The sequence below is a fragment of the Paraburkholderia sp. J67 genome (assembly GCF_905220265.1).
GTDB lineage: Bacteria > Pseudomonadota > Gammaproteobacteria > Burkholderiales > Burkholderiaceae > Paraburkholderia.
In genome coordinates, this window is record NZ_CAJMZK010000010.1 from 109,180 (window position 1) to 134,340 (window position 25,161).

At 65.4% G+C, this 25,161-nt stretch carries 24 protein-coding genes; 20 read left to right on the forward strand and 4 right to left on the reverse strand.

Annotated features, from left to right (window positions below; genetic code table 11):
• Positions 1-36: 36 nt before the first annotated feature.
• Both U5782_RS19765 and U5782_RS19770 read left to right on the forward strand, forming a co-directional pair.
• Positions 37-819 (forward strand): DeoR/GlpR family DNA-binding transcription regulator, encoded by a 783-nt coding sequence (locus U5782_RS19765; protein ID WP_322045565.1) that lies wholly within the window; start codon positions 37-39, stop codon positions 817-819.
• A 141-nt stretch (positions 820-960) separates the two neighbouring features.
• Complete coding sequence (locus U5782_RS19770) at positions 961-1,623, forward strand: FMN-binding negative transcriptional regulator (RefSeq protein WP_322045566.1); 663 nt, start codon at positions 961-963, stop codon at positions 1,621-1,623.
• A 17-nt stretch (positions 1,624-1,640) separates the two neighbouring features.
• Here U5782_RS19770 and U5782_RS19775 read toward each other — a convergent pair whose 3' ends face one another.
• The 3 genes from U5782_RS19775 to U5782_RS19785 form a co-directional block, all read right to left on the reverse strand.
• Positions 1,641-5,135 (reverse strand): AAA family ATPase, encoded by a 3,495-nt coding sequence (locus tag U5782_RS19775; RefSeq protein ID WP_322045567.1) that lies wholly within the window; start codon positions 5,133-5,135, stop codon positions 1,641-1,643.
• Positions 5,132-6,382, reverse strand: a complete 1,251-nt coding sequence (gene sbcD, locus U5782_RS19780; RefSeq protein WP_322045568.1) for an exonuclease subunit SbcD — start codon at positions 6,380-6,382, stop codon at positions 5,132-5,134. Before sbcD ends, U5782_RS19775 begins: the two co-directional genes overlap by 4 nt.
• A gap of 86 nt (positions 6,383-6,468) precedes the next feature.
• A complete protein-coding gene (locus U5782_RS19785) occupies positions 6,469-7,428 on the reverse strand; it encodes a GlxA family transcriptional regulator (RefSeq protein ID WP_322045569.1) in 960 nt (319 codons plus the stop codon).
• 134 nt (positions 7,429-7,562) lie between these two features.
• Here U5782_RS19785 and U5782_RS19790 point away from each other — a divergent pair, with 134 nt between their 5' ends.
• The 5 genes from U5782_RS19790 (at position 7,563) to U5782_RS19810 (ending at position 11,525) form a co-directional block, all read left to right on the forward strand.
• Positions 7,563-8,360 (forward strand): SDR family oxidoreductase, encoded by a 798-nt coding sequence (locus U5782_RS19790; protein WP_322045570.1) that lies wholly within the window; start codon positions 7,563-7,565, stop codon positions 8,358-8,360.
• A gap of 57 nt (positions 8,361-8,417) precedes the next feature.
• Positions 8,418-9,179 (forward strand): SDR family oxidoreductase, encoded by a 762-nt coding sequence (locus U5782_RS19795; protein ID WP_322045571.1) that lies wholly within the window; start codon positions 8,418-8,420, stop codon positions 9,177-9,179.
• Between the two features lie 34 nt (positions 9,180-9,213).
• Entirely contained in the window at positions 9,214-9,615 is a 402-nt protein-coding gene (locus tag U5782_RS19800) for an ester cyclase (RefSeq protein ID WP_322045572.1), read from the forward strand.
• A gap of 48 nt (positions 9,616-9,663) precedes the next feature.
• Complete coding sequence (locus U5782_RS19805; RefSeq protein ID WP_322045573.1) at positions 9,664-10,383, forward strand: hypothetical protein; 720 nt, start codon at positions 9,664-9,666, stop codon at positions 10,381-10,383.
• A gap of 137 nt (positions 10,384-10,520) precedes the next feature.
• On the forward strand, positions 10,521-11,525 hold the full coding sequence (locus tag U5782_RS19810) for an IclR family transcriptional regulator (protein ID WP_322045574.1): 1,005 nt from the start codon (positions 10,521-10,523) through the stop codon (positions 11,523-11,525).
• Positions 11,526-11,534: 9 nt separating this feature from the next.
• On the opposite strand, the gene U5782_RS19815 is transcribed toward U5782_RS19810, so the two are convergent.
• Positions 11,535-12,608 (reverse strand): porin, encoded by a 1,074-nt coding sequence (locus tag U5782_RS19815; protein WP_322045575.1) that lies wholly within the window; start codon positions 12,606-12,608, stop codon positions 11,535-11,537.
• 438 nt (positions 12,609-13,046) lie between these two features.
• Between U5782_RS19815 and U5782_RS19820 the strand changes: the two genes are divergently transcribed.
• The 13 genes from U5782_RS19820 (at position 13,047) to U5782_RS19880 (ending at position 25,133) form a co-directional block, all read left to right on the forward strand.
• On the forward strand, positions 13,047-13,361 hold the full coding sequence (locus U5782_RS19820) for a non-heme iron oxygenase ferredoxin subunit (protein WP_103704358.1): 315 nt from the start codon (positions 13,047-13,049) through the stop codon (positions 13,359-13,361).
• Between the two features lies 1 nt (position 13,362).
• Positions 13,363-13,674 (forward strand): recombinase-like helix-turn-helix domain-containing protein, encoded by a 312-nt coding sequence (locus U5782_RS19825; RefSeq protein WP_322045576.1) that lies wholly within the window; start codon positions 13,363-13,365, stop codon positions 13,672-13,674.
• Positions 13,675-13,711: 37 nt separating this feature from the next.
• Complete coding sequence (locus U5782_RS19830; RefSeq protein ID WP_322045577.1) at positions 13,712-14,797, forward strand: aromatic ring-hydroxylating dioxygenase subunit alpha; 1,086 nt, start codon at positions 13,712-13,714, stop codon at positions 14,795-14,797.
• Entirely contained in the window at positions 14,790-15,557 is a 768-nt protein-coding gene (locus tag U5782_RS19835) for an SDR family oxidoreductase (RefSeq protein WP_322045578.1), read from the forward strand. Before U5782_RS19830 ends, U5782_RS19835 begins: the two co-directional genes overlap by 8 nt.
• 42 nt (positions 15,558-15,599) lie before the next feature.
• The gene (locus tag U5782_RS19840; RefSeq protein WP_322045579.1) at positions 15,600-16,139 is read left to right on the forward strand and encodes a cupin domain-containing protein; all 540 of its coding nucleotides are present in this window, start codon (positions 15,600-15,602) and stop codon (positions 16,137-16,139) included.
• A gap of 48 nt (positions 16,140-16,187) precedes the next feature.
• Positions 16,188-17,108 carry an alpha/beta fold hydrolase gene (locus U5782_RS19845; RefSeq protein WP_322045580.1) on the forward strand — a complete coding sequence of 307 codons (921 nt, stop codon included), beginning with the start codon at positions 16,188-16,190 and terminating at the stop codon, positions 17,106-17,108.
• Positions 17,105-17,992: an IclR family transcriptional regulator gene (locus U5782_RS19850; protein WP_322045581.1), complete on the forward strand. Its 888-nt coding sequence runs from the start codon at positions 17,105-17,107 to the stop codon at positions 17,990-17,992. Before U5782_RS19845 ends, U5782_RS19850 begins: the two co-directional genes overlap by 4 nt.
• Entirely contained in the window at positions 17,989-18,807 is an 819-nt protein-coding gene (locus U5782_RS19855; RefSeq protein WP_322045582.1) for an SDR family oxidoreductase, read from the forward strand. The genes U5782_RS19850 and U5782_RS19855 overlap by 4 nt, the downstream gene beginning before the upstream one ends.
• Entirely contained in the window at positions 18,800-20,458 is a 1,659-nt protein-coding gene (locus tag U5782_RS19860; RefSeq protein WP_322045583.1) for a thiamine pyrophosphate-binding protein, read from the forward strand. The genes U5782_RS19855 and U5782_RS19860 overlap by 8 nt, the downstream gene beginning before the upstream one ends.
• Positions 20,451-21,281, forward strand: a complete 831-nt coding sequence (locus U5782_RS19865) for an aspartate dehydrogenase (RefSeq protein ID WP_322045584.1) — start codon at positions 20,451-20,453, stop codon at positions 21,279-21,281. The genes U5782_RS19860 and U5782_RS19865 overlap by 8 nt, the downstream gene beginning before the upstream one ends.
• A 124-nt stretch (positions 21,282-21,405) precedes the next feature.
• Positions 21,406-22,899, forward strand: coding sequence for an aldehyde dehydrogenase (locus tag U5782_RS19870; protein WP_322045585.1), 1,494 nt, complete (start codon positions 21,406-21,408; stop codon positions 22,897-22,899).
• Between the two features lie 24 nt (positions 22,900-22,923).
• Positions 22,924-23,886 carry a VOC family protein gene (locus tag U5782_RS19875; RefSeq protein ID WP_322045586.1) on the forward strand — a complete coding sequence of 321 codons (963 nt, stop codon included), beginning with the start codon at positions 22,924-22,926 and terminating at the stop codon, positions 23,884-23,886.
• Entirely contained in the window at positions 23,883-25,133 is a 1,251-nt protein-coding gene (locus U5782_RS19880) for an NAD(P)/FAD-dependent oxidoreductase (RefSeq protein ID WP_322045587.1), read from the forward strand. The genes U5782_RS19875 and U5782_RS19880 overlap by 4 nt, the downstream gene beginning before the upstream one ends.
• Positions 25,134-25,161: the final 28 nt, after the last annotated feature.

Consider the following 25,161-nt stretch of genomic DNA (forward strand, 5'->3'; position numbering starts at 1 on the left):
TAAGATCGCCGGGTCCGTTCAGCCCCGACTTATGCAATGAAAGCGTCCGACCGTCACCGCGCCATCCTCGAACTCGTGCAAACGCGCGAGGCCAACGTCGAACAGTTGACGGAGGCGCTGGGCGTGTCGGAAGCCACGATTCGCCGCGACCTTTCGGTGCTGCACAAGCAGCGCCGCCTCGTGCGCACCTATGGCGGCGCGACGGCACTGGTCGGCGTGCACGAGCCGGAGGCCTCGCTCGAAGAGCGCAAGGCCGCGCAGCGCGAACAGAAAGAGCTGATCGCGCTTGCCGCGGCGGCGCACGTGCGCGACGGCGACACCGTCATGCTCGACGGCGGCACCACCTGCGCGGCGCTCGCGCGCCATCTGCTCACGCGCAGCGATCTCCATGTGATCACCAACAACCTGCTGGCCGTGATGACGCTCGCGAACGCGCCGGGCATTGACGTCACGCTGATCGGCGGCGATCTGCGCAGTTCGAGCATGAGCACGCTCGGGCCGCTCGCGGAACTGCTGCTTTCGCGCGTGAGCGTCGATACCGCGTTTCTGGGCGCCGATGGCGTGGTGGCCGGTTTCGGCCTGTGCGAGGCGAGCGCGCAGCAGGCTTCGCTGAAGGACTGCGTGATCCGCCGCGCGGCGCAGGTGATCGTGCTGGCGGACTCGGACAAGCTCGGCCGCGCGCGCCAGCAGCACTGGACGCCGCTCGAACGCGACTGGCGTCTGATTACCTCGGCAAGCGCGAGTGAGGCGGCGCTCGAACCGTTTCGCGAGCTGCAACGCGTCGAGATCGAGCTGGCGGGCGAGGGCGTGCGCGGCTGAAGTCAGGAGCATGGCAGGGCTGGTTCCCCGTTTGCGGGAATCGCTGGCTCTACAAGCCCGCGCGCTTTAGCGCGACAATAGCGGCTTCCCCACCCGCGCCCGGCCCGGCCGCCGCGCGCCACTTCGCAACGTGGAGCCGCCATGTACGTCCCCGCCCATTTCGACGAATCCCGTCCCGAAGTCCTGCACGAACTGATCGCGCAGCATCCGTTCGGCACGCTGGTCACGCATGGCGCGAGCGGCCTGGACGCCAATCACATTCCCTTCGAACTCCTTCCCAATGAGGGCGCGCCTGGTACATTCGGCACGCTGCACGCGCACGTTGCACGCGCCAATCCGCTGTGGCAGGACGTGAAGGACGGCGACGAAGTGCTCGCTATTTTCCGCGCGGGCGACGCCTATATCTCGCCCACGTGGTATCCGTCGAAGCACGAAACGCATCGCCAGGTGCCTACGTGGAACTATGTCGTGGTGCACGCGCACGGCAGAATCCGTATCCGCGACGATGAGAAGTTCGTGCGCGGCGTGGTCGCGCGCCTCACGCGCACCCACGAAGCGGGCGAGCCGAAGCCCTGGAAAATGGGCGACGCCCCCACCGATTATCTCGACACCATGCTCAAGGCCATCGTCGGGCTGGAGATCGAGATCACGCGCCTCGTGGGCAAGCGCAAGCTTGGCCAGAACAAGGAGGCGCGCGATATTCGCGGCGCGGGCGAAGCGCTCGTCGCGCGCGGCGGCATCGGTGGGGAAATGATCGGCGACGCGATGCTCGCTCATCTCGCGGGCCTCGAAAAGAAGCCCTGAAACCCGCGTGCGGCTGCTTAGAACACCAGCCGCGAATGCCCGATTCCGCCGCCTTTCTCCACGCGGATCTGCGTGGCGATGCGCTCCTTCAAACCCTCGACGTGACTGATCACGCCGATCATCTTGCCGCTCGCGTTGAGCGTATCGAGCGCGTCCAGCGCGATTTCGAGCGTATCGCCGTCGAGCGTGCCGAAGCCCTCGTCGAGAAACAGCGAATCGATCGAGGTCTTGTGACTCACGAGATCCGATAGCGCGAGCGCCAGCGCGAGACTCACGAGGAAGCTCTCGCCGCCCGAGAGCGTGCGCGTATCGCGCGTGGCGTCCGCCTGCCAGCCGTCGACGATCTCCAGTTCCAGTTCACCCGTCGATTTGCGGCGCAGCAGATAGCGCGCGTGCAGGCGATCCAGATGCCGGTTCGCGAGCGCCAGCAGATGATCGAGCGTGAGCCCCTGCGCGAAGCGGCGGAACTTGTCGCCCCTGGCCGAGCCGATCAGCGAATCGAGCCGTTGCCAGAGATCGGCGTCGTGGGTTTGCGCCTCGATCTGTTCGAACAGGGCGCGCTGGCTTCCGCGTTGCTGCGCGTCGCGCGTCAGGACGCCGCGCTGATGGCCCAGGCGCTCATTGAGCGTGGCGCTTTCCTTGTCCAGTGCAACGAGCTGGGCGTCGAGCGCTTCGAGCGTGGCGTCGGTTTGCACCGGCGATTCCACGGCCTGAAGGCGCGCGAGCTTGTCGCGCGCGCCTTGCAGCAGCGCGGTGGCGGTCTGCTTGTCCTGCTCGCGTTGTTGCTTGAGGGCTTGCAAGCGCTTGCGTTCTTCCGCGGGCAACAACGCGGCGAGAAAGCGCTCCGCATCGGCGAACGGACTTTGCGCGAGCGCGGCTTGCCAGGCCTTGCTCGCTTCGTCGAAGGCCGTGCGCTGCTGCGCGAGCGTTCGTTCGAGATGCGTCACCTGACCGTCGAGCGCGACGAGTTCGCGCGTGAGGGTATCGGCGTGTGTGGCGCTGGCTTCGAAGGCTTCTGGCGAGGCGTCGCCGTCGTCTTCTTCCTCGTCATCAAATAAGGATGCCGTACGATTGTCGCGAGTGGCCGTGGCGTGCGCCGTTTCCACGCCGATGCTGGCGCAACGCTCGCGCCACGATTGCCACTGCGTACGTGCGGCTTCGCATTGGCTCCGCTGGCGGACCAGCGCTTGTGCGAGCGCGTGCAGGCGCTGTTGCGTTTCCTGCCATTGGCGCCATTCGGCGTCGCGCGCTTGCAGCCATGCGGCGGCGTCCTCGGGCAGCGCGTCGAGCGCGTAGCCGCTCGCGCGCAGCGCGTCGAGCAGGCTCGCGCTCTCGTCATCGTGAGCGGTTTGCAGCGCGCCACGTTCGCGCGCGATGTCTTCGCTGCGCGCCTGAAGACTCTTGAGCGTGTGTTCGAGCAATTCGGCGCGGGCGCGCGCGGCTTGAAGCGCGTCGGCGCAACGCGCGTTGGCTTCGCGTGCGCGGCCAAGTTCGGCCTCGGCCTGTTCGGCGGCATCGACGTGCTGTTTGATCTGCTGCGCGGCGTGGTCCGCAGACTCGCGCGCGGTGGCGAGCGCTTCGGGGTGTTGCCAGGCATCGTCGTCCAGAGCCTTTGTCGTAGCCAGCGCCTTGACCAGCGTATCCCATTCCTCGCGATGCTGACTGCTGCGCGCAGCCAGCTTTTCGTGCTGCGTATGGTGCTGTGCCAAGGTGGCGCGCAGCGCCGACAAAGCCTGTTGCGCACCGCTCAATCGCTGCGCGCAAGCCTGCAACTCGGCGCGCGCGGTTTGCAGCGCGGTCTGCGTGGCCGACTCATCGAGCGCGCGATATGCGTCGATTGCCGGATGCTTGTGCGAGCCGCACAACGGGCACGCCTCGCCGGAGCGCAATTGCTCGCGGTGCTGCGCAAGGCTGCGAATCACCTGCTCCTGTTCGAGCAGCTTCTGCTTATCGTCTACGCGAGCCAATAATTGCGCGTGCGACTGCTGGTGTACCTGCGCTTCGGCAGCCTTCGCGTCGATGTCGCTTTGCGTACGCGTCAACGCGGCGGCGAGCGTCTGTTCCTCGCCAGCGAGCGCGCGCCGGCGCTCGGCCACGGTCTCCAGTTGCTGCCAGCGCGCGAAGTGGGTTTGACCCGCTTGCCAGGCATCACGCAATTGCGCGAGCGTCTGCCCCGCGAGCCGCGTTTGCTGCGCAGTTTGCAGCGCTAGCAGGCTCGCGTCCGATTCCTTCTTCGCGCCCTCGGCGGCGACGAGCGTCGCGGCATGTTGCTCACGCTGCGCGCGCTGCTCATGCTGTTGTTGCTCGACATCGGCAAGCTGCTTCGCGCGCGTGGCGAGATCCGCAGCCCCGCGTTTGCGCTGCTCGAATTGCTGACGCCATGCGCCAACCCGCTCGCCCAGTTGCGCGAGGTGGCCGTTTGCGGCGCACCAGCCGTCGTGGCGCCGCTGGTCCGCTTCGAGCTTCGCAAGTTGCGCGTCGCCGTCACGCACGATGCGGCCCGCGAGCGTGGCCGTCGCGCCATATTGCCGTTGCTGTGCGGTGAGACGTTCCGCGCGCTCGCGGCGCATCCCGGCGAGATCGGCATCCGATTGACGGCAAGCGGCGTCGCCTTGCTGCACGGCCTGATACGCCGGACGCAGCGCCTCGGCGGGCTCGCTCGCGGCGAACTTTTCTAGCTCGGGCGCGGCAGCGGCGAGCGCCGTTGCCGCCGTCGCCTCGCGCGTAAGCGCTGTTTGCACATCCGCCTCGGCCTGGGCGAGATCGCGCCGCCATTGCCGTTGCGCGTGCAACGTTTTGGCCTGCGCCGTTGATGCATTCAATTGCTCCGTCAGCGTGCCGATCTCCTGCTCGATCGCTGTGCGCTGATCGGCGTCGAGCAGTTCCATCCCCTCGGCTTTCGCGCGCAACTGTTTGAGCGCATCGCGCGCTTCGCCCGCGCGCTCGAACACGCGGCGCGAGATTTCCCCGTAGATTTCGGTGCCGGTGAGTTCTTCGAGCAGTTCCGCGCGGTCGTTCGCCGTGGCGTTGAGGAAGGCCGCGAAGCCGCCTTGCGCGAGCAGCATCGAGCGCGTGAAGCGCGGAAAATCCAGCCGCGTGATCTCGGTCACGCGCCGCAGCTTTTCGCTGATATGCGTGGTGAGGATCGTGCCGTCGCCGCTCGCGAGTTCGACCTTGGGCTGCTGCAAGGCGCCATCGACCTTGTCGCGCGCGCGGCGCTGGCTCCAGAACGCGCGATAGACCTCGCCCTTCACTTCGAACACCACCTCCGCGAGGCAGTCCGACGTGTGGCGCGTCATGATGTCGTTCGCGGATGCGGACAGCGTCTTCAGACGCGGGGTCTCGTGATAGAGCGCGAGGCAGATCGCGTCGAGCAGCGTCGATTTGCCCGCACCGGTCGGGCCGGTGATGGCGAACAGGCCGTTATCGGCGAAAGGCGCTTTCGTGAAGTCGATTTCCCACTCGCCCTTGAGCGAGTTGAGGTTCTTCAGGCGCAGGCTGCGGATCTTCATGCGTCGCCCTCCACGGTGGCCGCGACCACGGCCTTGTAGCGCGTGGTGAGCGCGTCGCGTACCTCGTCGTCGAGCGTTTCGTGCGCGAGGCGGCGCGCAAACACGTCAATTGGATCGAGTTCGTCGAGCGTGACGCCCGCATCGGCCGTCAAGTGTGCGACGGCATTGCCGCGTTCGCGACGGATGCGCAACACTTCGAGCGGCAGGCCCTCCGTCATGGTCTGGATGCGCGCGGGCAGATCGGCCAGATAGTCGTCCTCGGCCACCGTCACTTCGAGCCACGCGGGACACTCGGGCGTGGCGTCCTGCGCGGCCTGAGCGAAGCTGGCCGGCAGCGTCTTGAGATTGCCCTTGAGCGCAATGAGCGGCTGAAAGACCGGCACGGGCAGCGGCGTGACGGCCTGCAGGCCGGTTTCGTTCAGATCGACCAGCAGCATTTCCTTTTGCTGCGTGGCTTCATCGAAACTCAGCGCGATGGGCGAGCCGCTATAGCGGATATGCGTGAGGCCACCCACTTTTTGCGGCCGATGAATATGGCCGAGCGCGATGTAATCCGCGGGCGGAAACGCGCTGGTAGGAAACGCTTCGAGCGCGCCCACATAAATCTCGCGCACCGATTCGCTCGCGCTTGCGCCGACCGTGGTGAGATGACCCGTCGCGATCAGCGGCACGGCGTGGCCGAGTTCCGCTTCCAGGGCTTTGCGCCGCGCGTCGGCGGCGGCGAAAACAGCCTGATAATAGGCCTGAATCGCGAGCTGCAAGGATTGCTGCTTCTGTTCCGCGCTCTGCCCATACTCGCTTTGCATCACGTCGCGCGGCCGGATGAACGGCACGGCGCACACCACGCAGCCCGGCGCCTTTCGTGCGTTTACCGCGCCATTTGAACGCAGCGGCAGCACACACACCTGCGCCTCGGGCGCATCGGCATGCGGCACCACGCGCGCGGAAAGCCGCTCCAGCAACGCGCTGCTCTCGCGCAAGGTCGCCACCGAATCGTGATTGCCGCCCAGCAGCAACAGCGTCACGCCCGCCGCGTGCAGCCGTACCACGAGGTCGCTATACAGCTCGCGCGCGTAGCTGGGCGGCGTGCCGGTATCGAAGATATCGCCCGCGATCAGCACGGCATCGACGGCGTGCGTATCGACCTGGGCCACGAGCCAGTCGATCAGTTGCCGATGCTCGGCCTGACGACTTTTGCCCATGAAGTGCTGGCCCAGATGCCAGTCCGAGGTGTGGAGAAGACGCATGAGGGGTGACGCAGGGTTCGTTGTAGTGGCATGCGGGGCATGCGCGAGAGCAGCGATTGTAGTGCAGGGCGCCTGCGCGCGAGGCGCTAGTCGCTTGCGCGCAGATCCATGCGCGCGTCGCGCCGCACCGACTGAGGCGGCACACCGAAGCCGCGCACGAAAGCCTCGCGCAGATGGCGGCGGTCGCGAAAGCCGGTTTCCTTCGCGATCACGTCGAGCGGATGGCGACTCTGTTCGATCATCAGACGCGCGGCTTCCAGGCGCAGCCCTTCGATGGCTTTCGCCGGCGATTGCCCGGTTTCGAGCGTAAACACGCGGCTGAACTGGCGCGGGCTCAAATGCACGCGCTCGGCAAGCTGTTCCACCGTGAGCGCACCGGACAGGTTCTGGCGCGCATAGTTGAGCGCGTCCTGGATACGGTCCGACTTGGGGGCGAGATCGAGCATTTCCGAATGCTGCGACTGCCCGCCCGCACGGCGCTGATGCATCACGAGCTTGTGCGCCACCGAGCGCGCGATCTCCGCGCCCAGATCCTTTTCCACCATCGCGAGCGCCAGATCGAGCCCGGCTGTCATGCCCGCCGAGGTCCAGACCGGCCCATCGACGATATAGATGCGGTCCTCCTCCACGCGAATGTCCGGATAGCGCTTCTGCATCTCGCGCCCATAGGCCCAGTGCGTGGTGGCGCGCCGCTGCGCGAGCAGGCCCGCTTCGGCCAGCACGAAGCCGCCCGTGCAGATGCCCGCGATGCGCCGCGCACGCGGCGCGGTCTTGCGCAGAAACGCCAGGATCTCGGGGGAAGCGGGATCGCTGAGCGGATCGTTCACGCCCGCGACGATCCACGTATCGATCTCCAGCCGGCCGCGCAGCGCGCGCGTGCCCACCGACACATTCAGCGACGAGCGCACGTCGCCGCCTTCCACGGAAAAATTCTCGAGCGAGTAGAACGCCTCGCCCGCCGTCATGTTCGCGTACTCGAACACCGATTGCGGCGCGAGCGCCATGATCTGAAAGCCCTCGCTCAGCAGAAAGCCGATCCGGTGCATGTCCGTTCTCCTGTCATCCAATGTCCTAAATCATACCCAAATACGTCATTTCCGTCGCGGCCGGAAATGGCCAGAATGCACTCACGGCATCACCCTCAACACCACGAAGCAATCAGCGAAAAAGGAGTCACATCATGACGCAGGCACACGCAGGTACGGCCCTCATTACGGGCGCATCGTCGGGCATCGGCGCGATTTACGCAGAGCGCCTCGCGCGCCGTGGCTACGACCTGATTCTGGTCGCCCGCAATCGCGAACGTCTGCTCGCGCTGGCCGATCGCATCACCACCGAGACGCAACGAAGCGTCGAGATCGTCGACGCCGATCTGAACGACCGCGCAGGACTCGCGAGCGTGGAAGCGAAGCTCAGGGAAGACGCGAGCATCACGCTGCTGGTCAACAACGCGGGCGTGGGCACCCACAAGCCGCTGCTGGAGAGCGATGTCGACGCGATGACCCGCATGATCGACCTGAACGTGACGGCGCTCACGCGCCTCACCTACGCGGCGGTGCCGGGCTTCGTCGCGCGCGGCAAGGGCGCGGTCATCAATATTTCGTCGGTCGTGGCGATTTCGCCGGAAACGCTCAATGGCGTGTATGGCGGCAGCAAGGCGTTCGTGCTGGCTTTCAGCCAGTCGTTGCACCATGAACTTGCGGGCAAGGGCGTGCAGGTGCAGGCCGTGTTGCCGGGCGCGACGGCCACGGACTTCTGGGAAACCGGCGGCCTGCCGATCGAACATCTGCCGGAAAGCATCGTGATGTCGGCGGGCGCAATGGTGGACGCGGCGCTCAAGGGCTTCGAGCGCGGCGAACTCGTGACGATTCCGTCGCTGCATGCGGGCGAGGAATGGGACGTGTACGAAGCGGCACGCCGCACGATGGCCCCGCATCTCTCGAACAAGATGCCCGCAAGCCGTTATACGGACGCGTGAGAAAGACACGGTATTTAAAGGTCGGAAAATCATTCAATTTAATCAGGATATCGAATCATGAAACTCACTGGAAACACGATCTTCATTACGGGCGGCACGTCGGGCATCGGCCGCGCATTGGCAGAAGCGCTTAGCGCACGCGGCAACAAGGTCATCGTCGCGGGGCGACGTCAGGCGCTGCTCGACGAAATTTCAAAACAGAACCCGGCGATCGACACCGTCGAACTCGATATCGGCAACGCGGCGCAGATTCGCGAAGTGGCGCAGCAACTGATCGCGTGCTATCCGTCGCTGAACGTGGTGATCAACAACGCGGGCATCATGCCGTTCGACGATGCAGGCGGCGCACTGGACGACGCGGCCGCGGTGCGTCTCGTCGACACGAATCTGCTCGGCCCGGTGCGCGTGAGCGCGGCCTTCGTCGAGCATCTGAAGCGCCAGCCCGAATCGTGGATCATCAACAACAGTTCCGTGCTCGCCTACGTGCCGCTCGCGGCCACGGCGCTTTACTCGGCCACCAAGGCGGCGATCCACTCGTACACGCTCTCGCAACGCTTCGTGCTGCGTAACACCAGCGTACGCGTGCTCGAAATCGCACCGCCGTGGGTGGACACCGACCTCGTGCGCAAGAGCGGCGACCCGCGCGCGATGCAACTCGACGCCTTTATCGCGGAGACGCTGGAGCGCCTGGAAACGGCCACCACCGAAGTCGTGGTCGAAGCCGCGAAGCCCATGCGCGACAACGCCGGGCCGAACGAGCATGCGTTCGTGGAGCAGTTCAATCAGTACATCGTCGATAACCCGATTCCGGTCGAATAACGACCGCGCATCGCGCAATGAAGGAGTGAAAGATATGACCCAATCGATCGAAGCGCAGAACACGGCGCTCGTGCTGGAAGCGCTCGACACGCTGTTCAACCGGAAGGACTACGACAAAGCCGCGCAGTTCTGGTCCGATGATTATGTGCAGCACAGCCGCCATGTGCCCGCGGGCCGCGAAGGCTTGTTCGGACTCGTGCGCGCAATGGGCGACGTGCGTTTCGAATACAGCCGGATCATCGCCAAGGACGATTTTGTCTGGTTGCACAGCCGTTATACGAGTTCGGCAAGCCCCGCTGCGCTGATCGCCATCGACATTCTGCGCATCGAGAACGGCAAGCTCGTCGAACACTGGGACGTGTTGCAGGAAGAGGCGACGCGCGCCGAATCGGCGGGCGGCTATCCGATGTTCGGCGATCGCTTCGCGGGCGAATGAGGCAATGACTCAGGTATTTGCATTACCGGTTGAGGAAGGGAGTACGCAATGAGCACGTTGCTCGAACAAGCCGTGAAAGCGCACGGCGGGATGGATAGCTGGTCGCGCTTTCGCAGCGTCACGGTGGGTCTGGATGTGGGCGGGGCAATCTGGCCGCACAAGGGGCAGGAGGGTCTGCTCGAAGGCATCGAGGTGACGGCGGATCTGCGGCGGCAGCGAGTGGATACCGTCTCGCTCAAGGACGGCTGGCGCGGCACGTTCGAGCCGGATCTCGTGCGCATCGTAGCGACCGATGGTGAGGCCGAAGAGCGTCGCGCGCCGCGCGCGTCGTTCGAAGGTCATGTCCACGAAACGCGCTGGGATCGTCTGCATACGCTGTACTTCTCCAGCTATGCACTCTGGACTTATCTGACGACGCCGTTTCTGTTGACGTATCCGGGCTTCCACGCGGAAGAACTGCCGCAATGGAGCGAAAACGGCGAGACCTGGCGACGTCTGAAGGTCACGTTCCCGGCCGCGATTGCGACCCACGGGCGCGAGCAGATCTTCTATTTCGGCGCGGACGGCCTGCTGCGCCGCCACGATTACAACGTCGAGGTGATGGGCGGGGCGCCGGGTGCGAACTATGCATCGGATTATCGCAACATGAGCGGCATCATGGTGCCGATGTCGCGCCGCGTGTATGCCTTCGATGCCGAACGTCGCAGGATCGAGGAGCCGTTGCTCGTGACGATCGACTTGCAAAGCGTGGACTTCCAGCGCGCCTAGCCGCCGCAGGCAAACAGCGCATCGACAACCCGCGCGGCATCGCCGGAATTTGGCGCCATAGGAGGGGGCAGCGCTTCGCGCTATCATTGCCCCCATTACCGAACGGTCCACCAGATTCAAGCAGATTCGAGCCGACCATGGCCACCAAAACACCGACTGGCGCCGCCCGCCGCAATGCGGCGTCGGGCAAGCGCGCCGCGCTGCCTGCCGAGGAGACACACGCGGCGAGCGCCGACCTCGACGTCGAAGCCGCCGAAACTTCAGAAACCGGCCTCCAGGCCGACGACGAAAGCGGCGCTTCCACCTATCTCGTGCCGGGCCTCGAGCGCGGCCTGCGCATCCTCGCGGAATTCTCGGCGCGCGAACCCGTGCTGGGCGCGCCCGAACTGTCGCGGCGCATCGGCATTCCGCGCACCACGACCTTCCGCCTGTTGCAGACGCTCGAAGCGCTCGGCTTCATCGAACGCGCCAATGGCGATCGCCAGTATCGCCTGAGCGTGGCGGTGCTGCGTCTGGGCTTCGAATACCTCAGCTCGCTGGAGTTGACCGACTTCGGCACGCCGGTGCTGGAGCGCCTGCGCGATGCGACCGGACTGAGCACCCATCTGCTGATCCGCGATCAACGCGACGTGGTGTTCGTCGCCAAGGCGCAAACGCGCGAGCCGATGTTCAGTTCCGTGAAGGTTCATGTGGGCACGCGCCTGCCTGCGCACGCCACGGTGCACGGCCAGGTGCTGATGGGCGACCTCACGCTCGTCGAACTGCGCGCGCTCTATCCCGAGAAGCAACTGGAACGCTACACCGAGCGCACGCCCGCGACCGTCGCCGATCTCTACGCGCGCGTGCGCGAGTTTGCGGAACAAGGCTACGCGCTGAGCGAAGCCTCGTTCGAAACCGGCATTTCGGTGGTGAGCGCGCCGGTGCGCGATCAGTCGAACCGTATCGTCGCGGCGCTCACCGTGACGGTGCCGCGCTCGGATATCGGCGACACCGACCGCGTGCCGCTCGTGAGCGCCGTCTGCGCGTCGGCGATGGAACTCTCGGCATGCCTGAACTATCGGCCCTTGCCGGGCGACCCGACCGCAGCCCAGGCGGCGCGGGCCGTGCAGTCCACGCACAAGCGCATGCTGCACGGCGCCTGATATTACGCGTCAGAACGAGTGGTGGATGCCGGTGAGCACGATGGTCTGATTGCGCCCGCTCGACACGCCCGCCGTGAAGAACGCTGCCTGGGCGTCTGAATTGGCGTGCTCGTAGAGCGCGTTCACATAGACCTGGGTGCTCTTCGAGAGCGCATACACATCGCCGATCATCACCTGGGTCCAGCGGCGGCCCGATAACGTCGTGGTGGCCGCGCCGCCCACGATGCTGTTGGCCGTCGTGACCTGGTAGTTCGCGCCCGCGTCGTAGCTTTGGTAGGTATCCGAATAGCCGTTCGACTGGAGCTTCGTGCGTGTGTACAGCCCGTGCACCAGCACCTTGCCGAAGGCATAGGACGCGCCGATCCCCATGTTCTCCACCTTGTCGGCGACATAGCTCGCGGCCGACTGACCCTGGAAGGTCGTGAGACCCGTGGTCGACATCGACACCGTGCGATTGTGCTCGTTCGACCACGTCGCACCGGCCTTGAACGGGCCGTTCGCATAGGTGAGCGCAAAGCTCATCGTGCGGCCGTTCGAGAAGTTCGTGGTGTTGCCGAAGCCGAACATCGCGCCTGCGGTGAAGCCATAAAACTCAGTAGAACGATACTTCACCGAGTTGTCGTAGGGCACCACGCCCGTATCCGCGAGTTCGTCGATATTGCCCGGATGGAACGCATACCAGCTCGCCGCCAGATAGGCCGTGCTGAACGGATCGAGCACATCGAACGAGAAGGGCGTTTGATGGCCCAGCGTGAGCGTGCCCAGGTGGTCCGAACTCAGACCCACGAACGCCTGGCGATTGAACAGCGTATTGGCCTTCGCCATCGCACCGGTGTTGGTGTAGAAGCCGTTTTCGAGCTGGAAGATCGCCGCGAGGCCACCGCCCAGATCTTCGCGGCCGCGCAGGCCCCAGCGATCGGGCTGCATGTTGCCCTGTTCTTCCATCCACTTCGAGTGGCCGCCTACGTTGCTGACGTAGGCCACGCCTGCATCCAGGCTGCCGTATAGCGTGACGCTGCTTTGCGCCCATGCAGACGAGACGGCGCAGATCCCCGTCAATCCCGCGGCAATGAAGTGTTTCAACTTTGGACTCCTGATCGTATGACGAATGAGCGGATGCGAATCCGGCTCAACTAACCCCTCGGCACTACTCTCGGCGCGGCGCGCTTCTGATGGCGCGCTCGCCATGTAACTCGTTGTTTCACCTATGGATAGCTGTGCTACCTGTGGAAAGTATAGTGATTCCTGTGGGACGCCAAAATACTTTTCTGGGACGGTAGTTGCCCCAGGTGCGGGTTTTCTCGAAGGCGCTACTCACGCGCGTAAGTACTTGCGGGGCAAGCGTTTCGGCATCTCTTGCCGGACCCCTGGCCACCCCGTTCAGGCACCTTTCCAGGATGGCTCGGTGTTTTCCCCAGGAGCGCGGAATTTTTATTTTGTCCGCATGAAACGACTCCTATAATGACCATACATAAACTAATGTTCCGTATGTGGAACACGGTTGATCGGGAAAGGTGAGAAATGGCTGAAGAATGGCGCTGCGCCGGGCATGCCGGCGATCTGTCCGATGACGCACCGATCGAGTTCAAGCTCGATGGCACGGAGATCGGCATCTACAAGGTGGGCGACGAGGTCTACGCGCTCGAAAACGTGTGCCCGCACGCGTATGCGCTGCTGACCCAAGGGTTCGTCGACGAAGGCACGGTCGAGTGCCCGCTGCACGAGGCGGTGTTCGATATCAAGACCGGCCAGTGCATCAAGGGCCCCGGCGGCCGTGCGCTCAAGCAATACGCCGTGCGCCTCGCCGGCGAAGAAATCCAGATCAAGGTGGAATGACATGCGAGAAATCCCCGTGAACTTCAATCCGTCGCTCAAGCCGTGGCTCGCGCCGCAGCCGAACAACGTCGCTGGCAAGGGTGTGATCGAGCAGCCGGGCCAGACGGAAAACATGGTGTGGCAGAACCGCAAGGCCGAACCCACGCAATACGAGAACGATTTCGGCGATGCGCTGGAACAGGTGTTCGAAGCGGGCGCCGTCGAACTCGACGACGTGGTGGCGGGCCTGAACCGCGTGGGCTTCCGCACGCCGGAAGGCGCGCTCTGGAACGCCGAGCGCCTCGCCGCCGAATTCCGCCTGCTGGCCGACTAAGCCCGCGCCCGGACACACAGAACACGGAGCCCCCCACATGACCTCCCCCACATCCGAAGCCGTAGCAAACGGCGTCGATCCGATCCGCGCGTATCTCGATCGCGGCATCAAGAACTACTGGTATCCCGTTGCACCGAGCTGGCAAGTGGCCAACGCGCCCATCGGCATCACGCGTCTGGGCGAACAGATCGTGCTGTGGCGCGATCAGGACGGCCAGGTCCACGCGCTCGAAGACCGCTGCCCGCACCGTGGCGCGCGTCTGTCGCTCGGCTGGAATCTCGGCAATCGCGTGGCCTGCTGGTATCACGGCGTCGAAGTCGACGGTGGCGGCACCGTGCAGCGCGTGCCGGCTGTTTCCGCCTGCCCGCTCGAAGGCCAGAAGTGCGTGAAGTCGTATCCGGCGCAGGAACATGCCGGCGCGATCTTCCTGTGGTTCGGCGACGAAGCGCACAAGGAACCCGCGCCGCTGCAACTGCCTGAAGAACTGGTGGGCGAGGAATACGCGAGCTTCCTGTGCATGTCGCACTGGAAGTGCAATTACCAGTACGCGATCGACAACGTGATGGACCCGATGCACGGCGCCTACCTGCATGCGACTTCGCACTCGATGGCCGAAGGCGACAAGCAGGCCGACATGCGCGTGCGCAAGACCGAAAGCGGTCTGGTGTTCGAAAAGGTCGGCCAGCGCGATGTCAACTTCGACTGGGTCGAACTGGGCGAAACCGGCTGCCTGTGGATGCGTCTGGAGATTCCGTACAAGAAGAAGTTCGGTCCGGGCGGCAACTTCGGCATCATCGGCTTCGCCGTGCCCGTCGATGAAGACAACTGCCAGGTCTATTTCTGGCGCACGCGCAAGGTGCAGGGCTGGCAGCGCGACGCATGGCGCTTCCTCTACCGCAACCGCCTCGAAGGTCTGCATTGGGCGGTGCTGGAGCAGGACCGTTACGTCCTCGAAAGCATGGCGCCGAACGCGCGCGAACATGAATTCCTCTATCAGCACGACGTGGGCATGACGCGCGTGCGCCGCATGCTGCGCCAACGCGCGCAGCAACACGTTGCGGACCTCGAAGCGTTCCGTGCGCAGCAAGCCCCCGCGCAAGCCGAGAGCCACAGCCATGCATAACGTCATGCAAGGCGCGCTTGCGGGCCGTCGCGTGATCGTCACGGGCGGCGCGCGTGGACTGGGCGCGGCGTTCGTGAGCGCGCTCGCGAAGGGCGGCGCACGTGTCGTGTTCGGCGACGTGTTGCAGGAAGCGGGCGAAGCGCTGGCGCGCTCGCTTGCGGCCGAAGGTCACGACGCGGCGTTCCTGCCGCTCGACCTCGCGCAGCCCGAGAGCATCGCCGCTTTCGTCGAAGCAGCCGCGCAGCGCATGGGCGGTGTGGATGCGCTCGTCAACAACGCGGCCATCACCAACTCGGGTGGCAAGTTCGCGAGCGAGATCGGCGTCGACACCTGGGACGCCGTGATGGACGTGAACGTGCGCGGCACCTGGCTCATGTGTACCGCCGCACAGCGCTGGCTGCGCGAGTCGGGCCGCGGCGCCATTGTAAATATCGCTTCGGATACCGCACTATGGGGTGCGCCCAAGCTGCTGGCCTACGTGGCGAGCAAGGGCGCTGTGATCGCCATGACGCATTCGCTCGCGCGTGAATTCGGCGCGGACGGCATTACCGTCAACGCCATCGCGCCGGGCCTGACCGAAGTGGAAGCCACGGCTTACGTGCCCGCCGCGCGTCACGCGTATTACCTCGAAGGCCGCGCGCTGCAGCGCGCCCAGGTGCCCGACGACGTGACGGGCCCCGTGTTGTTCCTGTTGACCGACGCCGCGCGTTTCGTGACCGGGCAGTTGCTGCCGGTCAACGGCGGCTTTGTGATGAATTGACCGATTCGAATCGTAGGTTCGAGAGCTAGAAAGGAGAAAGCGATGGCCGATGCCGATATCGAAAGCAAGTCGTGGGACCGTCCCGCCGACGCGAGCTTTGATGACTGGATGAACAGCCGCGTGGCGCGCTATGAAACGCGCCGCTACGACTGGGACGCCCTGAAGTTCCAGGCCGACTACGACCCGAAGTACCGCCGCGCGCAAATGCGCTACGTGGGCACGGGCGGCACGGGCGTGGCGAAGGACAGCAACACGGTGCCGTCGGGCGGCTTTACGTTCTCGACGATGGTGATCCCGGCCGGCAACATCGGCCCGAGCCATATCCATATCGACGTGGAAGAAATCTTCTTCGTGCTGCGCGGCAAGATGAAGGTGGTCTGCGAGAAGGACGGCGAGACGTGGGAAGCCGTGCTCGGCGAGCGCGATCTGATCTCGGTGCCGCCTGGCGTCTATCGCACGGAAATCAACATCGGTGAGGAAGACGCGCTGATGTGCGTGATGCTGGGTTCGTCCAAGCCGATCACGCCGACTTATCCGCCGGATTCGCCGCTCGCGAAGATCAAGCGCGATCTGCAGAAGTAAGCATCACTTAGCAAAGTCACTCACGAAGCCAGCCGGAAGCCGATTTCAATGAACGAAGCGATCGACATGCATGCCTCATCAGCCGCCACGCTCGACACACGGCTCGCGCACTTTGCGTCGCGCGAGGTGCGAGCGGGCGAGGCGTGCGTGAGCTATCGCGAAGCAGCGGCCAACCTGGTCACCAGCGCGGCGCATGGCGACGGCAATGAGGCACTGCCGCTCGTGCTGCTGCATGGCATTGGCTCCGGCGCGGCATCGTGGGTGCACCAATTCGAAGTATTGGGCGGCACGCGCCGTGTGCTGGCGTGGGATGCGCCGGGTTATGGCGCGTCCACGCCGGTGGCGGATGCATCGCCCGTCGCGGCCGATTACGCACGCGTGCTGGGCGACTGGCTCGACGCGCTCGGCATCGCACGCTGCGTGCTGGTGGGGCATTCGCTGGGCGCGATTATCGCGGGCGCTTTCGCGGCTGCCCATCCTGAACGTGTGAGCGGCCTGCTGCTGATTTCGCCCGCGGGCGGCTACGGCGCGGCAGACCCGCAAGTGCGCGCAGACAAACGCGATGCGCGTCTGGCGATGCTCGCCGACCTCGGTCCGCAAGGACTCGCGGAAAAACGCAGCGCCAACATGCTGTCGCCGCGTGCGAGCGATACGGCGCGCGCCTGGGTGCGCTGGAACATGGCGCGCGTGATTCCGCACGGCTACGCACAGGCGACACATCTGCTCGCCAACGCCGACCTTGCCGCCGATCTAGCCCGCTGCGTGGGTCAAACGCCGATGGCCGTAGCCGTGGGCGCGGAAGACACCATCACGCCGCCGCCCGCGTGCGAAAGCCTCGCGCAAGTGGCGCGGGTGCCCCTCACGCTGGTGCCGCGCGCGGGCCACGCAGGCTACATCGAGCAACCCGACGCCTATAACGCGCTGATCGACACTTTTTGCCGTACACATCAGGGACAACTTCCGCAATGACAGCCGACCTCGCCAGCGCGCCCCCCGGCGCCGACGAAGACCGCAGCGACACGAGCTACCGCGTGCCGGGTCTGGAACGGGGGCTGCGCATCCTGACCGAATTCTCGCCGCGCGAGCCGGTGCTCGATGCGCCCGAACTGTCGCGACGCCTGGGCATCCCGCGCACGACGGTGTTCCGTCTGCTGCAGACGCTCGAATCGCTGGGCTTTCTCGAACGCGCCGACCGCGACCGCAATTACCGCCTGGGCGTGGCCGTGCTGCGCCTCGGCTTCGAATACCTTAGCTCGCTCGAACTGACCGATCTGGGCCTGCCGCTGATCGAGTCGCTGCGCGACGCCACGGGCCTGACTTCGCACATCGTGATCCGCGATGGCCGCGACATCGTGTTCGTCGCCAAGGCGCAGAGCCACGCGCCCATCTTCAGTTCCGTGAAGGTGAACGTGGGCACGCGACTGCCCGCGCACGCCACCACGCACGGTCAGGTCTTGATGGGCGATCTCACGCTGGACGACTTGCGCGCGCTCTATCCGGAGCCGCAACTCGAACGCTTCACGCCGTCTACGCCGGAAACGATCGAAGAGCTGTATATGCGCATTCGCGAGGATGCCGAGCGCGGCTACGCCGTGAGCGAGTCGACCTTCGAGCGCGGGATTTCAGTGGTGTCGGCGCCGGTGCGCAACGACACGGGCCGCATCGCCGCGGTGGTGACCACGACGATTCCGCGCGCGGGCATCGAGCCTGCGCTGCTCGACAACGGCCTGATCGACAAGGTGCGCCACGCGGCGGACGAACTGTCGAAGCGCCTGAACTACCGGCCGGGCAGCGCACCGAACCGTGCACCCGTTAAGAACACGTCGTACATGAAGGCATTGGGGATCAAATGATTCAACTCGATTTGACCGGCCAGGTAGCGGTGGTGACGGGCGGTTCGTCCGGCATCGGCCTCGCGACCGCCGAACTCTTTCTGCAGGCAGGCGCATCGGTTGCGATCTGCGGCCGCGACAGCGACCGCCTCGCACGTGCCGAGCGCGAACTGCGCGAGCGTCATCCGCAGGCGCAACTGCTGGCCGCGCGCTGCGACGTGCTCGACGCGAACGATGTCGCCGCTTTCGCAAGCGCGGTGGAGCAGCGCTTCGGCCACGCCGACATGCTCGTGAACAACGCAGGCCAGGGCCGCGTCTCCACCTTCGCCGATACGACCGACGAAGCCTGGCGCGAAGAGCTCGACCTCAAGTATTTCAGCATCATCCGCCCGACGCGCGCTTTTCTGCCGATGCTGCGTAGCACTGCAAAACAAGCGCGCAACGCGTCGATCGTCTGCGTGAACTCGCTGCTCGCGCTCCAGCCGGAGCCGCATATGGTGGCGACCTCGTCGGCGCGCGCGGGCGTGCTGAGCCTCATCAAGTCGCTTGCCGTCGAACTCGCGCCGGAGCATATCCGCGTGAACTCGATCCTGATCGGCATCGTGGAGTCGGGCCAATGGCGCCGCCGCTACGAGAACGATGCCGCCGCCCAGGCCGCCGGCCAAAGCTGGCAGGAATGGACCGGCGAGCTCGCACGCAAGAAGCACATTCCCCTCGGCCGCTTCGGCCGTCCCGAAGAAGCGGCCCAGGCGCTGTTTTATCTGGCCACGTCCCTGTCGTCCTATACGACGGGCAGTCACATCGATGTCTCTGGAGGCGTTGCACGTCATGTCTAAGCAAACCACCGTCGGCGAACTGATCGCCGCCTTTCTCGAACAATGTGGAGTCCAAACCGCCTTTGGCGTGATTTCGATCCACAACATGCCGATCCTCGACGCTATCGGCGTGCGCGGCAAGATCCGCTATGTGGGCGCGCGCGGCGAAGCCGGTGCGCTCAACATGGCCGATGGCCTCGCGCGTGTTTCGGGCGGCCTCGGCGTGGCGTTCACGAGCACGGGCACGGCGGCGGGCAACGCTGCGGGCGCGATGGTCGAAGCCCTCACGGCAGGCACGGCGCTCTTGCACATCACCGGCCAGATCGAAACCGAATACCTCGATCAGGACCTCGCGTACATCCACGAAGCGCCCGATCAGCTGTCGATGCTCTCGTCGATCTCGAAGGCGGCCTACCGCGTGCGCTCGGTGGAAACGGCGCTGTCGACCATCCGCGAAGCCGTGCGCGTTGCGCAGACTGCCCCGAGCGGCCCGGTGAGCGTGGAAATCCCCATCGACATCCAGGCCGCACTGACCGATTGGCCCGCCGATCTGGGCGCGCCGCACCTCACGACGCTCACGCACGACGAAGCGCGCGTCGAGCAACTCGCGAACGAACTCGCGAAGGCGAAGCGCCCGCTGCTGTGGCTGGGCGGCGGCACGCGTCACGCGCGTGCGGCGGTCGAGCGTCTCGTTGCGCTGGGCTTTGGCGTGGTGACGAGCGTGCAAGGCCGTGGCGTGCTGCCTGAAGATCATCCGGCGACGCTGGGCGCATTCAACGTGAGCCAGTCGGTCGAGCGCTTCTACAAGACCTGTGACGCGATGCTGGTGGTGGGCTCGCGCCTGCGCGGCAACGAAACGCTCAAGTACAAGCTCGGACTGCCGCAGCCGCTCTATCGCGTCGACGCCGATGCGCTGGCCGACAACCGTGGCTATCGCAACGCGCTGTTCGTGCATGGCGACGCTGCGCGCGTGCTCGACGCACTCGCTACGCGCCTTGAAAACAAGCTCAAGGTCGATCCGCAATTCCACGCCGATCTGGCGGCTGCGCGCGACACGGCGGTCGAAGAGTCGGCCAAGGGTCTCGGCCCGTATCGCCGCCTCGTGGAAGCGCTCCAGCGCAACGTGGGCCGTGACTACAACTGGGTGCGCGACGTCACGATCTCGAACAGCACGTGGGGCAACCGCCTGCTGAAGATCTTCACGCCGCGCGCGGGCGTGCACGCGCTGGGCGGCGGCATCGGCCAGGGCATGCAGATGGCGATTGGCGCGGCGCTGGCGAACTCGGCCGCGAAGACCGTGTGTCTCGTGGGCGACGGCGGCCTGATGGTCAACGTGGGCGAACTCGCCACGGCCGTGCAGGAAAAGGCCAACGTGATGATCGTGCTGATGAACGACCAGTGCTACGGCGTGATCCGCAACATTCAGGACGCGCAGTATGGCGGCCGTCGCATGTTTGTCGATCTGCACCAGCCGGAGTTCTCGCAGTTCTGCGCGAGCCTGGGTCTGAAGCACTATCGCCTCTCGTCGCTCGACAACGCCGACGCGGTGATCGGCGAAGGCATCGCGTTCGACGGCCCGGTGCTGCTAGAAGTCGACATGAAGGCCGTGGGCAGCTTCGAAGCCGTGTTCGCGGGCCCGCCGGTGCGCAAGGAGGAACCGGAACATGCATAACGGTGCAGCGATGGCACAGCACGCGCCTATCGATATCGCGATGATCGGCTTCGGCGCGATTGGTCAGACCGTTTATCGCGCGGTGGCCGCCGACCCGCTCGTGCACGTCTCTCACGTGATCGTGCCCGAGCATCACGCCGACGATGTGCGCAAGCAGGTCGACGGTTCGGTGGAAGTGGTGTCGTCGGTGAGCCGCCTTTCGTCGAAGCCGCAATTCGCGCTCGAATGCGCGGGTCACGCGGCGCTCGTCGATCACGTGGTGCCGCTGCTGCAAAGCGGCACGGACTGCGCGGTCGCTTCGATCGGTGCGCTTTCGGACGTCGAGTTGCTGGAGCGCCTGTCGCTCGCGGCGGACGAAGGCCACGCCACGCTCACGCTGCTGTCCGGCGCGATTGGCGGGATCGACGCGCTCTCGGCTGCGAAGCTCGGCGGTCTGGACGAGGTGCTGTACACGGGCCGCAAGCCGCCGCTCGGCTGGCTCGATACGCCGGCGGAGCAGGTCTGCGATCTGCGCACGCTCAAGCACGAGCAGGTGATCTTCGAAGGCAGCGCACGCGAAGCGGCGCGGCTCTATCCGAAGAACGCGAACGTGGCGGCCACCATCGCGCTCGCGGGTCTCGGCCTCGACCAGACCATCGTGCGCCTGATTGCCGATCCGGCGGTCGAGCGCAACGTGCATCGGATCGTGGCGCGCGGCGCATTCGGCGAGATGTCGCTGGAAATGAGCGGCAAGCCGCTGCCCGATAACCCGAAGACCTCGGCGCTCACCGCGTATAGCGCGATTCGTGCGCTGCGCAACCGGGCGGCACGCTGCGTGATCTGATGTGATCTGACGCTGGATTACTGCGGTAAACAAGCGTTTTTTGTCGTGATGGAATGCGATGCGTGTGTGGCGGCTTCGACTGCGGCACCGCATCGCGAGCACTAGAAACAGAGAGACCTCTGACATGACCCCCTTCGATACGAGCCTCGTCCCGAACGGCGATATCCTGATTGGCGGCGAATGGCGCCAGGGCCGCGCCGCGCCTTTCGCGAGCCTTTATCCGGCTGACCAGTCGCTCAACATGGAGGTCTCGACGGCGAGTGCCGAAGACGCCGCCGAGGCGGTGGAAAAAGCGCACGCCGCATGGAAGCAAGGCCCGTGGGCCAGCATGAAGCCGCATCTGCGCGCGCTCGTGCTCTATCGCATCGCCGACCTCATCATGCAGCGCCACGAAGCGCTCGCACAATTGCAGCGCCGCGACAACGGCAAGCCGATCAACGAAACGCGCGTGCTGGTGGCAAGCGCCGCCAACACGTTCCGCTATTTTGCGGCCTGCCTCGAAACCCTCGACGAAGAATTGACCCCTTCGCGCGGCGACTATCTGACCATGAGCGTGTATGAGCCGATCGGTGTGATCGCAGCCATCACGCCGTGGAATTCGCCCATCGCCTCCGACGCGCAAAAGCTCGCACCCGCGCTGGCAGGCGGCAACGCCGTGGTGCTCAAGCCAGCCGAAGTCACGCCGCTGATTTCGCTTGCGCTCGCACGCATCTGCGAAGAAGCGGGCGTGCCCAAGGGCATCGTGAGCGTGCTGCCGGGCAAGGGCTCGGTGATAGGCGACGTGCTGGTGCGCCATCCGCTCGTGAAGAAAGTGTCGTTCACGGGCGGCACCGAAGTGGGCCGCGGCATCGCGCGCATCGCGGCGGACAAGCTCATGCCGGTCTCGCTCGAACTGGGCGGCAAGTCGCCGACCATCGTGTTCGACGATGCGGATATCGACCACGCGGTCAACGGCGTGCTGTACGGCATTTTCAGTTCGTCGGGCGAAGCGTGCATCGCGGGCTCGCGCCTGTTCGTGCAGCGCTCGATCTACGACTCGTTCATGAAGCGTCTCGTGGAAGGCGCGCGCAAGCTGCGCGTGGGCGATCCCACGAGCGAACAGACGCAGATGGGTCCGCTCATCACGGCGAAGCACCGCGAGTCGGTGGAGCGTTACGTGGCGATCGGTCTGGAAGAGGGCGGTCGCCTGCTGTGCGGCGGCGAGCGTCCTGTTGGCGACAACCGCGAAAACGGCTTCTTCTATCAGCCGACGATTCTCGAAGGCCTGAAGAACAGCGCGCGCATCTGCCAGGAAGAGATTTTCGGGCCGGTGCTGGTGGCGATGCCGTTCGACGACGAAGCCGCGCTCCTCGAAGAAGCGAACGACAGCGTGTTCGGCCTTGCCGCCGGCATCTGGACGCGCGACTACAAGCGCGCCTGGCGCGTTGCGCGCAAGCTCGACGCGGGCACGGTCTGGATCAACACGTACAAGCTGTTCTCGATCTCCACGCCGTTCTCGGGCTGGAAAGAGAGCGGTATGGGCCGCGAGAAAGGTCGCCTCGGCATTCGCGAATACATGCAGCAAAAGAGCCTCTACTGGGGCTTGAACGACGCACCGCTGCCTTGGGCCAACGCCTGAGCGCACGCGCACGGAGCAAGAAACATGACGATTCTCGGCATCGAACAGATTACCTACGGCGTGACCGACCTTGAAACCTGCCGCCGCTTTTTCGCGGACTGGGGTTTGAAGGAGACCGCGCATGACGAAACGCGCGCGCGCTTCGAAACGCTCAACGGCTGCACCGTGCTTGCCGTCGATGCGAACGATCCCACGCTGCCCGCCGCCTTCGAAGAAGGCCCGACGCTGCGTGAAGTGACGTGGGGCGTGGCGACCAGCGACGAACTGAACGCGCTGCGCGAGCGCCTCAAAGGCCAGCCCGGCTACTACACCGATGCAGCAGGCGTGGGTTGTTTCGACCCGGCTGGCATGGCGATTCGCGTGGAAGTCACGCGCAAGCGCGACGTCGACGTGCAGGGTTCGCCCTCGAACGTGTGGGGCCAGACGCTGCGTGTGGATACGCCATCGCCGATCTACGAACGCGCGGAGCCGGTGGAAGTGGGCCACGTGGTGTTCTTCACGAACTGCCTCGCGGAACAGGAAGCCTTCTATCACGACCTGCTGGGCTTCGAGACCTCGGACCGTTACCCGAATCGCGGCGCGTTCATGCGCTGCGCGCCGCACGGCGGTCACCACGACCTGTTCCTGCTCGCGCTGCCCGACGGCAAGAAGGGCCTGAATCACGTGGCCTTCACGGTGCGCGATATTCACGAAGTGTTCGGCGGCGGCCTGCACATCAGCCGTTGCGGCTGGACCACGCAGCTTGGCCCGGGTCGCCATCCGGTGTCGTCGGCGTATTTCTGGTACTTCAAGAATCCGGCCGGCGGCCTGATCGAGTATTACGCCGACGAGGATATTCTCACGCCCGAATGGCAACCGCGTGAATTCGAACCGGGCCCGACCGTGTTCGCGGAATGGGCCATCGACGGCGGCCTCGACGGCAATACGCGTCGCCAGAAGAACGCCGAAGCGCCGAAGGGCAAGTTCATGACGGAGCGCAAGCAATGAGCGACGTGATTGATAGCCATGCGGATGCCGATGCGGTGGACGCGCCGCGCACCGTCGTCGTGATCGGCGGCGGCCAGGCCGCGGGCTGGGTCGTCAAGACGCTGCGTCAGGAAGGCTTTGCGGGCCGCCTCGTGATGATCGCCGACGAAACGCATCTGCCTTACGAGCGTCCGCCGCTCTCGAAGGCCGTGCTCGCGGGCGAGGCCGATATCGAAACGGTGCGCATTGCCAAGCCCGATGAATTCGCAGCCCTGAATATCGAAGCGTGGCAACCCGACAGCGCGACGGCAATCGACCGCGTGAATCGCACTGTGACGACGCGCTCGGGCCGCGAGGTGAAGTACGACCGCCTCGTGATCGCCACGGGCGGCGCGGCACGCAAGCTGCCCGCGAGCGTTGCGAAGAGCGCGCACGTGACCTATCTGCGCACGCTCGACGAAGCGATGGCGCTGGGCGAACGCCTGCGCCGTAGCCAGCGCGTGCTGGTGGTGGGCGGCGGCTGGATCGGTCTGGAAGTGGCGGCCACGGCGCGCAAGCTCGGCGTCGCGGCGACGGTGATCGAAGGCGCGCCGCGTCTGTGCGCGCGCTCGCTGCCCAATGAAGTCTCGCAGTTCCTGCTCGACCTGCATCGCGCGAACGGCGTGGATATTCGCCTGAACGCGCAGCTCGTTTCGCTGGAAGATCACGAGGAAGGTGTGCGCGCAACCTTCGCGGACGGCAGCACGCTCGACGGCGATTTCGCGGTGGCCGGCATCGGCCTCGCGCCGCACACGGCGATTGCCGAAGCGGCGGGACTCGACGTGCAGGACGGCATCGTGGTCGACGAGTTCGGCCAGACCTCGGACGCCGACATCTTCGCGTGCGGCGACGTGGCGAACCATCCGAACGCGTGGCTCAAGCGCCGCGTGCGGCTGGAATCGTGGGCCAATGCGCAGAACCAGGCGATTGCGGCGGCCAAGGCCGTGCTCGGCGTGAAGACGCCGTATGCGGAGATTCCGTGGTTCTGGTCCGATCAGTACGACGTGAACCTGCAGATTCTCGGCGAGATTCCGGCGGGCGCGACGCCTGCATTGCGCGGCAGCCTCGAAGACAAGCGCGCGACGCTCTTCTTCGTCGAACAAGGGCATCTGCGCGGCGTGATCGCCGTGAACTCGGCGCGCGATCTCAAGCTCGCGCGCAAATGGATGAATCAGGGCCGCGCGGTGGATCTCGCGGCGCTGGTCGACACCAGCAAGGCGCTCGCCTAAGGCGAACGCCAGGCGAAACCAAGGCGAA